Annotated in this window: 10 protein-coding genes; 6 read left to right on the top strand and 4 right to left on the bottom strand. The window is 58.5% G+C overall.

What is annotated here, in order from left to right:
* The first annotated feature begins 412 nt into the window (after positions 1-412).
* Entirely contained in the window at positions 413-667 is a 255-nt protein-coding gene (locus FJ978_RS11085; RefSeq protein WP_013894121.1) for a hypothetical protein, read from the top strand.
* A gap of 21 nt (positions 668-688) precedes the next feature.
* On the opposite strand, the gene FJ978_RS33160 is transcribed toward FJ978_RS11085, so the two are convergent.
* Positions 689-1,426: a glycosyltransferase family 1 protein gene (locus FJ978_RS33160; RefSeq protein ID WP_245265102.1), complete on the bottom strand. Its 738-nt coding sequence runs from the start codon at positions 1,424-1,426 to the stop codon at positions 689-691.
* Positions 1,427-2,100: 674 nt separating this feature from the next.
* On the opposite strand from FJ978_RS33160, the gene FJ978_RS11075 reads away from it, so the two are divergent.
* Genes FJ978_RS11075 through FJ978_RS11065 form a run of 3 tightly spaced genes read left to right on the top strand, consistent with a single transcriptional unit; the run spans position 2,101 to position 6,388 of the window.
* Positions 2,101-3,690 (top strand): DUF4214 domain-containing protein, encoded by a 1,590-nt coding sequence (locus FJ978_RS11075; protein WP_348640305.1) that lies wholly within the window; start codon positions 2,101-2,103, stop codon positions 3,688-3,690.
* Positions 3,657-5,135 carry a lipopolysaccharide biosynthesis protein gene (locus FJ978_RS11070; protein WP_246678106.1) on the top strand — a complete coding sequence of 493 codons (1,479 nt, stop codon included), beginning with the start codon at positions 3,657-3,659 and terminating at the stop codon, positions 5,133-5,135. The genes FJ978_RS11075 and FJ978_RS11070 overlap by 34 nt, the downstream gene beginning before the upstream one ends.
* On the top strand, positions 5,132-6,388 hold the full coding sequence (locus FJ978_RS11065; protein ID WP_140572144.1) for a glycosyltransferase family 4 protein: 1,257 nt from the start codon (positions 5,132-5,134) through the stop codon (positions 6,386-6,388). Before FJ978_RS11070 ends, FJ978_RS11065 begins: the two co-directional genes overlap by 4 nt.
* Positions 6,389-6,405: 17 nt before the next feature.
* Here the strand turns inward: FJ978_RS11065 and FJ978_RS11060 are convergent, their stop codons facing one another.
* From FJ978_RS11060 to FJ978_RS11050, 3 genes are all read right to left on the bottom strand, one after another.
* A complete protein-coding gene (locus FJ978_RS11060) occupies positions 6,406-8,487 on the bottom strand; it encodes an oxidoreductase (protein ID WP_140572143.1) in 2,082 nt (693 codons plus the stop codon).
* A 10-nt stretch (positions 8,488-8,497) separates the two neighbouring features.
* The gene (locus FJ978_RS11055; protein ID WP_013894115.1) at positions 8,498-9,250 is read right to left on the bottom strand and encodes an FkbM family methyltransferase; all 753 of its coding nucleotides are present in this window, start codon (positions 9,248-9,250) and stop codon (positions 8,498-8,500) included.
* Positions 9,251-9,396: 146 nt separating this feature from the next.
* Positions 9,397-10,221 (bottom strand): PIG-L deacetylase family protein, encoded by an 825-nt coding sequence (locus FJ978_RS11050; RefSeq protein WP_140572142.1) that lies wholly within the window; start codon positions 10,219-10,221, stop codon positions 9,397-9,399.
* Positions 10,222-10,306: 85 nt separating this feature from the next.
* Between FJ978_RS11050 and rfbF the strand changes: the two genes are divergently transcribed.
* Complete coding sequence (rfbF, locus tag FJ978_RS11045; protein WP_013894113.1) at positions 10,307-11,077, top strand: glucose-1-phosphate cytidylyltransferase; 771 nt, start codon at positions 10,307-10,309, stop codon at positions 11,075-11,077.
* A 3-nt stretch (positions 11,078-11,080) separates the two neighbouring features.
* Positions 11,081-12,124, top strand: coding sequence for an SDR family oxidoreductase (locus FJ978_RS11040; protein ID WP_013894112.1), 1,044 nt, complete (start codon positions 11,081-11,083; stop codon positions 12,122-12,124).

Raw genomic sequence — 12,124 nt, 5'->3', positions numbered from 1 at the left:
CGAATTCGAAGCTGTTGGGCAAGGCCTCGCCGACGATCCTGGGGGTCAAGACTGGAAAACTCCAAATGGCTGGAACAGATATCGGTCAAGCGGCGACAATATCACACAAGCCCCAGCTCTTGCTCATTCGTCTGACAAACAGGCTCTCCTAACGGTGGGGTCGATCGCCGCATAGTTGTCGGCAGAGTTCCACATTGGCTCACGTATTCTGAAACGATAGGTAACGAATTATATCGCTACCTTATATCTTGTGATCAAGCTTCTGCCAGGTTGTGCACAGCTCCGTTTTGGTTCCCACCTGCGGTTGCTGTCCTGTGTCAGGAAATTGACTTATGAACTGGCGCCAGCACAGCCCAAGCGCCTCGGCGAGCGGTATTTTTGACGTCGCAGTTTAATAAGGTTGAGATAATTAATGCCCGTGTTTTTTTTCGACATCCAGGACGGCAAAACACGCTCGCCCGACACAGAAGGTACCGAATACCTGGGCATTGCCGAGGCGCAGGCCGACGCCATCAGGATGCTCGTGGCCATAGCGCAAGACGAATGGCATGATGGTGTGAAGAGCGCGCTGGCTGTCCAGGTATATGACGACAAACACAGACCTGTGGTCGCAGCCAAGATCGATTGCGCCGTAACGGTCTATGACGGTCCGTTGCGAGCCAATTAATTAGATCCGCGGTCCGAACTGTCAGGTTGCAAGGCGTTCAATGTCTTCAAGACGGCACGGCGCCACTTCCGGAACCCCATCTGCACGAGCCATCAGTTCGAGATATCGTTGAGCCGATGCGGTCCAGCTGTATCGAGCCGCTCTCGCCCGGCCGCGCGAAGACAAATCGCGTCTGAGACCCTCGTTCTGTTGCAGCCGCATGAAACAGTCGAACCAGGCATTGGCATTATCGGGGGAAGCGTAAAGAACGGCATCTCCGCCGATTTCTGGGAGGCTTGCACGGTCCGACATGACGACCGGACATCCAAGAGACATGGCTTCGAGCGGCGGCAATCCAAAGCCCTCAACAAGTGACGGGAACGCCAGGCACAAAGAGTCCTGCAAAAGTGCAGCCAGTTCCGCGTCCGACGTTCTTCCCAGCCAGACGACGTTTGGCGCGTTCTTGTAGTCGATCCTGCTGAAGACACGGGAGGCAGAGGCGCCGACGACCGCCACCTGCAGGCCCGCCGAACCAAGCCTATCCTGCAGGCCAAGGATCAGACCTATGTTCTTGTGCGGAATTGAACTGCCGAGCACAACAATCGTCCTTGGTCCGGCGACAGCCCGGGTGCGGTCTGAATGACGAGGCACCCAGCGAAGCGAATGTTCGTGCCCGTTGCCGATGACCTCGATCTTGGACGCTGAAGACACGCCGTGCCTCATCAACTCTCCGGCAGAGTATTGCGAGACCGTTGTTATCTTCAGTGCAGTCTTGCCCAAGGCAGGTACCAGTGTACGGTAAAGCAGTCGAAACGGCAGCGAATAGCTCTGCGGGCATATTCGCGTATTGACGTCGTGAATGCACAGTATGTGTCTGCGCACGCTCAAAGGGCCTGTGTTGCATAGGCTAAGCAGACCGCCACGAAGACGAGCCGGAAGGACGGCTTGTTCCCAGGCATGCCCCCCGAAGCTGCCGACTGTCCGGACGTCGATCGCTGAAAGGCCCGCCAGGTCATGTGGGCCGGGGGGAGCCAACAACTCAACCGCTAGGTCTCTTGCCAATGGACCTCGATCGGCGAGCAAGCCGTCCAGCGCCGAAATGATCTCGCGTGCATATCTTTGAACTCCTGTCGTCGGTTGCGCCAGGAAACGGCCGTTTATCGTCCAATGTCGCGTCATCAACAATCACAATTGGGCGCAAGGATAGCGGCGCGGGGATAAGCTCTCGGTCTGTCAGACTTTGCATGATGGGAAGGCCAAGGTCATCCTGGCCTTGCGACTTAGCTGGCGCAAAGTACGGTTTCCGGCCGTTCTCATCCGAAGGGCGTGTCCAGGGGCTGACAGCTACGCCCAATGTCTGGGGTTCGCGCCGGCTCGCCAATGGTAAGATGCCGCCCGACATCGCCGGCCTCAAATGATCTCTTCGATGGATCAGTGACAGATCTGGCAATGGAGTGAAGGCACATGATATCTGGCGACGTCCAGGCAAGTTTGACCTGATGCGGGCCGCGACCAAGTCATCGGGATTCGGAGTCGTTGGCCACCTTGCCGCGGCGACCATATGTCCTTGGCTATGCCTATGGTGCCTGATCACCACCGGTGCGTCCGCTGCGGACTTGCTTTGGGGCGTGAATGGCCATCCGTTCAATGCTTATCCCGGTATATCCATCGAAAAGCAGCTCGACTACGTCCGTGACCTCGGGATGAGGTCCTACCGTGTCAACATTTCCAACGTGGATAGCGCAGCCAGACTTGCCGAACTGATCAAGGCTGGGAGGGCACGCGGGGTAGAGATCCTGCCGGTGATCACACCCGAGCTCGATCTCGACCACAGCACTGTCGATGAACTTTACGCACAAGCCTATCGTCTTGCATCGACACTTGTATCTCGCTTCAAGGACGACATTCGCGTCTGGGAGCTCGGCAACGAGATGGAGAACTATGCCATCCTGTTGCCCTGCGAGATAAAGGATGACGGAGTGCAGTACAGCTGTGCCTGGGGACCGGCCAGCGGCATGGAAAAATCAGACTATTTCAGCCCACGCTGGGTGAAGGTGAGCGCGGTGCTGCGCGGTCTTTCAGACGCCACCATCGCGATCGACCCGACCATAAGGAAAGCGATGGGAACCGCAGGCTGGGGCCATCGCGCGGCATTCACGCGCATGCGGCAAGACGGCATAAGATGGGATATTTCGGTCTGGCACCTCTATGAGGGTGATCCCGAGGAGGCATTCAAGTTCCTGGCGACGTTCGGCAAACCGATTTGGTTGACTGAGTTCAATTACAGCGAAGGCAGCCAACGAGGAGAAAGCCAGCAGGCCGAAGGTCTGCTCGAAACCATGAACCTCCTGCGCAAATATCACTCTTCCTATGACGTCCAGGCTGCCCACATTTACGAGCTCCTCGATGAGACCTACTGGGCGCCAAGCTATGAGGCTTTTATGGGCCTCGTCCGGCTGGAAAAACGTGGCGGCGGGTTATGGACTCCCGGTGGAGAAAAACCAGCATACGAGGCGGTAAAGAAGTTCATAGCGGGCGGTAAGTCGGGTTTGGTTTCGCCAACAGTGACAACGACGAGCCCAATGCTTAGCGAGCAGGCATCGGATCCTTCACCGGGACCTGTGCGTGCAATTCACCCCTGTTCTATCGATACTATTGATAAGTCCTCCTTGAACCCGGCAAACCGGGTTGCTTATGCATACTGCTTGCTCCTGCATCGCATGCCCTCGCCGATCGAGCAGTGGAGCCAGGTTGTCGCCTTGAAAACCGACCTGTCGATCTCGTCAACACTCCTGCTGATATTGAATTCGGCCGAATTCAGAACAGGAAAGCTGCCGGCTGGCCTCGGAAACGCGAAATATGTAACGTTCCTATACCGGGTGCTTCTTGGTCGTGAGCCAGACAACAACGGCCTAGATTCCTATCTCGGTAAACTCAGTATCAACAAATTAACGCGCCAAGACGTTATGGCTGAATTGATAAATTCTTACGAATTTCACTCCAAGCATCCATGTTTGTTCTCCAATCAGCAGGCGGTTCGGTGAGTGTATTTGGTAAGCAGATCGCCAACGGGGCTTTCTGGGCGGCTGCGGAAACCTGGGGTCGGCAGGCCGCTATGTTTGCCGTGTTCGTGGTGCTGGCGCGCCATCTTAGCCCCGAGGCATTCGGGCTTGCCGCGCTCTCGATGGTGGTGCCGAATATTTTCGCCGCTCCGGTAACGCGGGGATTGCCCGACGCCATTATTCAGCGGGCTGAAATCGAACCCATTCATCTGGACTCAGCGTTCTGGCTGCTTATCTCGACAGGAGCGGTAATCAGTACCTTCATCTGGATGTCCGCCGGGATGATTGCAGCTGCGTTCGAGCAGCCGCAGCTATACGCGCTCGTCAAGTGGACCAGCGCGGTTGTTGTGATTCAGGCCTTTAATGTCGTCCCTGCGGCTATCTTGAAACGGGAGTTGAGCTTTCGCCTTTTTGCAGTGCGAACGCTGACAGGCTCTGTGGTAGGCGGCACGCTTGGAGTGGCAATGGCGCTTGCCGGATTTGGCGTGTGGAGCCTCGTGTGGATGCAGCTCACAAAAGCCATTGTCGAGACAAGCGTCATTCTCATTGGCAGCACATGGAAGCCGCGCTTCCGATTTTCCTTTGCCCGTATCCGGGAGCTTTTTGGATTTGCCGGCCCACTGATTGTGCAAACTCTCTGGAACCTGGGTAACGATGAACTCCCCAAGATCGTGCTTGGTGCGTTCCTCGGTCCGAGCGCCGTTGGCATATATGCCCTTGCGCGTCGACCTCTCGATCTTCTGGTCGAATTCCTGCTCTGGCCGATTATGGCCATCACGATGCCAACCATTTCCCGCATCCAGGCTCAACCAGAAAAGATAGACAGCTTTTTCAACACGACGATCCGCGTCGCAGGGATCATTGGTTTTCCAGCGTTTTTCGGTTTCGCAGCGGTGGCGCCCGTCGCCGTTCCATTCATCTTCGGCCAACATTGGTCGGTCGGCGTCGTGGCCGTCCAGATATTGATGATATTGGGAGTACAAAGAACGGTTGACGGCATCTGCGCGTATACGATCCTCGCACTCGGCCGCTCCGGGCTGCTGCTCAAGCTGAACATGATCTATACGGCTCTGGCCCTGGTCTTCATAACCGGTGGCGTGCAAGTCAGCTTCGCCTGGGCCATCGCTGGCCTGGTGGCCAGCAACGTACTGCTTCTGCCGGTCTTCCTTGTCCAGATCCGCCGAATTGCCCACATTGATGTACTCCGGCCGCTGGTGATTTTCCCTCGGCTTGCTCTGGCATCGATCGTAATGTTTGCGCTGGTCAGTATGTGGGTAAGGGGCGCCCCCGCCAACGCCGCGCCAAGCTTCGTCCTGATCGGCGGCATCTTTGTTGGCGCGATCGTCTATGCCGCGGCCTCCTTCATGCTGGTGAGGCCCGACCTGCTCAATGCACGCAATTTTGTGCTTGGACTGAGGGCCCGATGAAGGTTGTCATACTGAGCCAGCCCTTTGACACAGTGACACCGCCGGCCCAGAATTCGATTGGCATATGGACATATGAGGTTGCCAGGCGGCTGGGTGGCGATTGCGAAACGACGGTTTTGGCGCGACGTTTGCGGGGCATGCCGGCGCAACTGGAGATCGACCGCGTACGTTTTGAACTGCTGAGATGCGCACCGGCACGTATTTGGGGCCTCGCCTCGCGTGTCTGGAGGCATGTCAGGCCGCGATCGCCGTTGGTCGCGCAAGGTATCTATGCGGTAGACTATCTAGCCCAGGCCTTGCGGGCGATCCGTCGGGTCTCGCCTGATGTAATCCACGTGCAGAACTTCCCTCAATACGTGCCGGCGATCCGGCGGGCGGCGCCGAAAGCGGCAATCATGCTGCACATGCATTGCGACTGGCTTGCCGAACTTGACCGCGAAGCGATGAGGCGCGCACTGGCCGCCACCGATCTTGTCGTCGGGTGCTCTGGACATGTCCTCGCGGGCGCGCGCAAGCGCTTTGCCGAATTGGACAAAGCCTTCGCGGTTCTGCCGAATGGAGCCCCCGTTAGCCATACCGTCTCGACTACAGCGCGAATTCCTGGCCGGGTATTGTTTGTCGGCCGCGTGTCTCCCGAAAAGGGCCTCCACACGTTGATGGAAGCCTGGCAGATTGTGAGTGCTGAACTTCCCATGGCCCGCCTCGAGGTCGTTGGTCCATCGGCCACTCTTCCTCGCGAATTCTTGATTGACTTGAGCTCGGATTATGACGTTCGCGACCTCGCTCGCTTTTATAAGGGCGGTCGCGAATATCTCGGTTCTTACGAAGCGGCATTGCGCGCCATGCTACCCGCATCAATCGCTTCCACCGTCAGCTTTCTTGGCACCCTGCCCTACGGATTGTTGACCCAGCGATATGTCGAGGCATCGCTCCTCGTAAATCCTTCCTTGAGTGAATCCTTCGGAATGAGCCTGATCGAGGCCCTGTCGGCGGGCACTCCCGTTCTGGCAACGCGCGTCGGCGGCATGACGGAAATTGTGGAAGGGATCGGGGGTGGTGTTCTTGTGGAAAAAAATGACCCGCAGGCGCTGGCAGCTCAAATAATCGATCTTCTGGCCAACCCGGCGCGAGCGGCAATGATGGGATCTCAAGCAGCCGCGAGGGTCGCCGATCGTTATGGATGGGAAAAAATTGCTGAATCAACCCTTGCCCAGTATGCGACGGCCATCTCTGCGCGCCGTGCGCGTTTTTGAGGCAAACCGCTCTCGGATCAGCGCCGGGCCTTGAACGAGGTGAAGACCGAACCGGTGTCGTCGCCCCACTCCCAGTTCACGGCAAGTCCGACCCGCATGATGCGCAGTGCCGGATCATTCGGATAGATGTCGGTCAGGCTGCGTTGCATCACAGCTTCGTCATCGATGAAGATTTCAAACCGATTGCCGTCGAATGCGACGCGCATGCGAAACAGCTTCCCCCAGACAACCTTGTCCGCCACGTTGGTCCATATCGCATCGTAAAGTTCTTCAAAGCCGAAGCGTTTGATAAACACTGAAATCGAGGCCCCCGGGTAAACGTCGTCGAGCCAGGTCGTGACGCAGACATAGTTGTCGCAATCTTGCCAGAAGACCAATCCGGCCCGGCTGCGTTGATCCTGTCCTCGACGCTCTCCGGGAGGCAGTACCGAAACCTCCAGATCGGTGAAACCCTGCAGATCCCACGGCAGCGAATAGAACGTGCGACCAGGGTTCGGCCGTTCCACGCTCGCCCGCACACGGGCGCCGCCACGCCCGTCGAGGTCGATGATCCCGCCTCCGAGCGTCCGGCTCCATTGTCCGTTGCCGAACTCCGTCGTGCGTTGTTCCAGCTCTCCGGCAGGGCCGACAAAACTGTCGGCGTAAGACAGGCATGTACCGAGCAGCCGCCTATGCTCGCGCAAAGGCGCCATTAATGGCACAGGGACCTCGCTCGGATGCGCCTCGAAGCTGTGCCAGCGGACTTCGCTGTCGCCACATTTCCATATACCTGCTCCGGTCGCGGTCTCGATGTCGACAACACCCGCATGTGCCTCGAAAAGGCGAACCCCGTCCAGAAAACAGCTCACCTGGCCGCCCCAGTCGAGAATCTGAACCGAGTGCGTAGTGCCGGCTCGCAGCCCGTGTTCTGCATGTGAGGCGATGGCTGTCTCCTTGCCAGAGCGCTTGGAAACCAAACTGCATCCGAGCGCCGAGAGTTTCAGCAGCCAGTAGTTATCGATATCGCCGAACCGCCAGACGAGCCCCCCGGCGCCAGAGGCCTTGTCAATCTGCAGCAGTGCGTGGATCAGTCCGGACGAGCGGCCGGGATCGACGAGGCAGAAAGTGCCGGATCCATCCGCCCAGCTACGCCAAGATCCGCCGATATTGGCAGGCCGCGTTGGCAAGCCTTCGTCAAATGCGTCGGCAGCGTGAGCGGATCCAAACGTTTTAGCGAGCTGCGGTACCGTTCCGACGTGGATCGCCTCGACGCGCGTGTCGACCCTAAACCCGATCTGACCCAGCGCGGCTTGATGGACGCCGGCGAAAAGCTTCTCGTCCTTGTTGAACGGGTCGATCGCGATCGGCCGCATCATCGGGAACGCCGGAACGCCGAACGCGGTTTGGTCGGCTGCCGCGTAGTAGACAGCGCCCTGTTCGCGCAATGCCACGACGTAATACATATGAATGTTCTTCAAGCGCCGAAACGCACTAAGACAACGCTCGCCGACACGAGCCCATAGCTCTCCGTTCTCACCTTCCGCCGCGTGAACGACGAAGCAGCAGCCGTCTGCAGGCGGATCCATGGGGGCCTCTTTGGAGAACCAACCAACAGCCAGATTCTCGTTGATGTTCGGTCCCCGGTAGGTCTTTGACGTGCTGAGGGCCCACCACAAAAACCGGCGGACTGTGAGGCTCTTTCGCGGCGAGCGCACCAAGGCAAGCAATCGGCGGGGCCAAGGGTCGATGCCTGGTCCCCGCAGCCAACGGTAGAAGCGCCTGGCGATGTCGTCGGGTAGTGGTGAACCCTGCGAAGTGTTGTGTCCGTTGCTCAAGGAGACCATGAGCACGAGGCCGGGCTCGCGCTGAAAGGGGCCGTAGGCGATACCTTGCCGACCCCAGCCCGGTCGCACAAGCGGCTGAAAGCGCAGGGCACCGTGATCAATCGCGATCTGCCGCTCGACATCGCGGCCGTGCCTGATGCCTCCTGTCGTCGCCGGCGTTCCTATCACCGTGCCGCGCGCGCGATTGTCGATAAAGTCATCGACCAGTATCGCGCTGGGGGAAGCGCCGTTGGCTTCTACCCCTTCAGCCGGCTCCGGCCGGTCGTGCCAATCCAAGAAGATATCCTCACATCGTCATGGGCTGGGCAAGCAAATGCGACACCTGCCAGCCATCGTTGGCATAAGCTAGCGGCAGGGGCGAAACGGTGTATCGGATTGAAGCCAGGAACTGGGCGATCTCACCCATCTTGCGATCTGCACCCTCCTTTGTGGCATCATCGATCTCGCAAATCAGCTTTGGGCGATGCGTGTCCAAGGTCGCCACCATTCCACGAAAGACGTCCATTTCCGCGCCTTCGACATCGATCTTGATCAGGTTCGGCGGCCTCAATCCGTGTTCGGCTATGGAGGCGTCAAGGGTCGTCATCTTGACCTCGAGACGCCCATTCATATCCGGAGGCATGGAAACCGTGGCCAGGGTGGCGCCTCCGAGATGGCGAGCCAGCAACAACTCGACGTGCCCGCTGAGGGCACCAACGGCTTCGGCAAAAACACGAAGCCCGGTCAATCCGTTGGCGTCACGGCTTCGCTCGATAGCGGCAGCATTTCGGGGGACAGGCTCATAGGCATAGACTTGGCCGGTGGCGCCGACCTGGCGCGCTGCAATCAGTGAAAAGAAACCTATGTTGGCGCCGATGTCATAAAAAACATCACCAGCTCTCAGGCGCGATGCAATCGCCTTCTGCACCGGAAGCTCATAGATTCCCTCGGCAAAATCGGGATCGGCACCGCGCGAAAATATCTTCAGGCCGGCGGCTTCTCCCTTGGCAATTGTCGGCATGCCGGACAAGACGTCATGCAGCTTCGTCGCTAGTCGCATCGATCTTCCTCACGAGCTGGCTCAAAGCGAGCACACCTCGAATATCGCAGAACCAGGCGCGGCTTTCGAGTTATACATCAGTTGCTGCGCTCACATCCTTCTGGCGGTACCCCAGCTAATCACCTATCGCATCAGACATGCCGACGTCACGCGTTAAGCTCATAGCGCGTGAACATCTCGTGGTTGCCCAGCAACCGACCGAGGAAGTCGCCGCCACCGATATCCCCCAGCACGGGCCAGCTATCGAGCCCCGCTGGCCGCTCGACCTGAGATCGGTGTGACATCAAGGCGTGGCGTTTTACATCGATCATGTCGCCGACATCGACAACGCAGTTGAACAATCCGATGCCACGCAGGCCGGCAAGGGTCCGCAGCGTTTGACGCAGCGCGGCGCGATGGAGCCCAGGCACTTGGCTGTGCAGGCTAACCCAGGGCCACTGATGCCAATACCAGACGGGATACTCGAAAAGGCTGACATGGCGGCCGTAAATTCGCAGCGCCTGCCTTGTGCCAAGATTGACGGCAACGTGATCGGAAGGCGGCTCCTTCGCGTGCGTGACGAAAACGCTTTGCGGCTGCCAGGCGACAAACAGCGGCGCGAGCGCATTCGCGATCGCTCCCACATGGGTCCTCGCCGCACCGTCCGGAACGCGCAGGAATGTCACACGGTCGGGCGATCCGCCCAGCCGGCGAACGGCCTCGACCGCTTCGCGTTCCCGGACAGTCCTTAGTGCCTGCGGCTCAACATGATTCGAATGGGAGGCCGCACCATCTGTAACGAACACAAATCTCACGTCGACCCCGCGGTGGAGTTTCTTGCTCGCGACACCTCCGCATCCCAAGGTCTCATCATCTGGGTGCGGTGCAACAATGACCGCCGATAACCCCCAGTCCGCTACCTCGAATGGATGAGCCCCCCTTATTATCGCTCTGTCGAGCATAGCGCCAAACGTATGCCTGAAGTTACGCATTCATGTCTTCCCATCATCCCTTCTTCGGTCTGGTTCAACCTGACAAACGCATGCTAGCAAAACCACAGTAAGGGGTGTGAAAATAATGAAGGTGGGAATTCTAGCTGGCGGACTAGGTACGCGCTTGGCGGAAGAGACCGAAATCAAGCCAAAGCCAATGGTCGAGATCGGAGCCAAGCCGATTCTATGGCATATAATGATGCACTATTACGCCTACGGCCACCGCGAATTTGCGATCGCCTTGGGATACAAGGGCGAATACATCAAGCGCTGGTTCAGTGACTATGTCGCATTCGATGGTAGTTTAACGGTCAATGCCGGATTGGGCAGTGTCAAGCGTCACTCCAATTCGCTGCCGGACTGGTCCGTCGATCTGGTGGAAACCGGACTGAACACGCTCACCGGGGGCCGCATAAAGCGGCTTATCGAATGGATGGGCGGCGAGACCGTGATGCTCACATGGGGTGACGGCGTTTCGGATGTAAATCTCGACGAGCTGATCGCCTTCCACAAATCGCATGGCAAGCTGGCCACCATGACGGCGGTGCGACCGCCGGCCCGCTATGGGCACATTGAATTCGATGGCAATCGCGTCGTCGACTTCACGGAAAAGCCGCAGGCCTCCGAGGGCTGGATCAATGGCGCCTTCTTCGTGCTCGAACCGGGGATCGCGGACTACATCGACGGCGACGACGTCATGTTCGAGCATGCGCCCATGCAGAGGCTCGCCAACGACGGGCAGTTGATGGCCTATCGCCACGAATCCTTTTGGCAATGCATGGACACGGTACGCGAAAAGCATCTGCTTCAGAAGCTGTGGGACGGCGGCAACGCCCCCTGGAAGACATGGGATTGATCGATGAAAGTTCTGGTTACGGGTCATCTTGGCTATATTGGCTCTGTCTTGGCGCCGATGCTGCTGCAACGCGGTCACGAGGTTACAGGCCTTGACAGTGATATCTTCCGGGCGTGCACGTTTGTCGGCGCGCTGGCCAACACGCTGACGATCGAGAAAGACATTCGCGACATCGAATCCGATGATGTCGCTGGCTTCGATGCCATCATCCATCTCGCCGGCCTTTCAAACGATCCGTTAGGGGACTACCGGCCGCATCTCACAGAGGACATCAACTGCAACGCCTCGGTAAGGCTCGCCAGGATCGCCAAGGCGGCCGGCGTCCAGCGCTTCCTCTACGCGTCATCGTGCAGCAACTATGGAGCGGCCGGGGACAGCTTCCTGGCCGAAGACGCCTCGTTCAATCCCGTTACGCCCTATGGCGTATCGAAGGCGAATGTGGAGCGCGCCGTCTCACCTATGGCCGACGAAACGTTCAGCCCGACATTCCTGCGCGCGTCCACCGCCTATGGCCTGTCGCCGCGCATCCGCTTCGACCTGGTGGTCAACAACCTGACAGCATGGGCCTATACGACCGGCCTCGTCTACCTCAAAAGCGATGGATCGCCATGGCGCCCAATCGTCCATGTCGAGGACATTGCACTCGCCTACATCGCTGTGCTCGAAGCCGACCGGGACCTTGTCCACAACGAGGCATTCAATGTCGGCTTGACGACGGAAAATTACCAAATCCGTGAGATCGCCGCCCTGGTGCAGGCGATCGTTCCCGGCAGCCGTGTGGAGTTCGCGCCAGACGCCGGGCCGGACAAGCGATGTTATCGCGTCGACTGTTCCTATATCGGACGGCGGCTGCACGGGTTCAAACCGCAATGGACTGCACGGCGCGGTATCGAGCAACTCTACGACACCTTCAAGGCCGCAAGTCTGACGCTGGAAGACTTTGAGGGCGAGCGCTTCAAACGCATCGCCCATGTACAGAAATTGATCCGAGACGGCGAGTTGGATGGCGACCTGCGTCGCAGGCCAATGCTGGCGATGGCAGTTTGA

Origin of the sequence: Mesorhizobium sp. B1-1-7 (assembly GCF_006442705.1) — a bacterium.
In the GTDB taxonomy this organism is placed as follows: Bacteria; Pseudomonadota; Alphaproteobacteria; order Rhizobiales; family Rhizobiaceae; genus Mesorhizobium; species Mesorhizobium opportunistum.
Note: the sequence above shows the minus strand (reverse complement) of the source record. Positions and strands in the feature narration are given on the sequence as shown.

What these genes read in the sequence shown, in the direction of transcription:
- FJ978_RS11085 (WP_013894121.1), top strand. Translation starts at nt 413, where the DNA reads ATGCCCGTGTTTTTTTTCGACATCCAGGACGGCAAAACACGCTCGCCC.
- FJ978_RS11070 (WP_246678106.1), top strand. Translation starts at nt 3,657, where the DNA reads ATGTTTGTTCTCCAATCAGCAGGCGGTTCGGTGAGTGTATTTGGTAAG.
- FJ978_RS11065 (WP_140572144.1), top strand. Translation starts at nt 5,132, where the DNA reads ATGAAGGTTGTCATACTGAGCCAGCCCTTTGACACAGTGACACCGCCG.
- FJ978_RS11055 (WP_013894115.1), bottom strand. Translation starts at nt 9,250, where the DNA reads ATGCGACTAGCGACGAAGCTGCATGACGTCTTGTCCGGCATGCCGACA.
- FJ978_RS11050 (WP_140572142.1), bottom strand. Translation starts at nt 10,221, where the DNA reads ATGCGTAACTTCAGGCATACGTTTGGCGCTATGCTCGACAGAGCGATA.
- rfbF (WP_013894113.1), top strand. Translation starts at nt 10,307, where the DNA reads ATGAAGGTGGGAATTCTAGCTGGCGGACTAGGTACGCGCTTGGCGGAA.
- FJ978_RS11040 (WP_013894112.1), top strand. Translation starts at nt 11,081, where the DNA reads ATGAAAGTTCTGGTTACGGGTCATCTTGGCTATATTGGCTCTGTCTTG.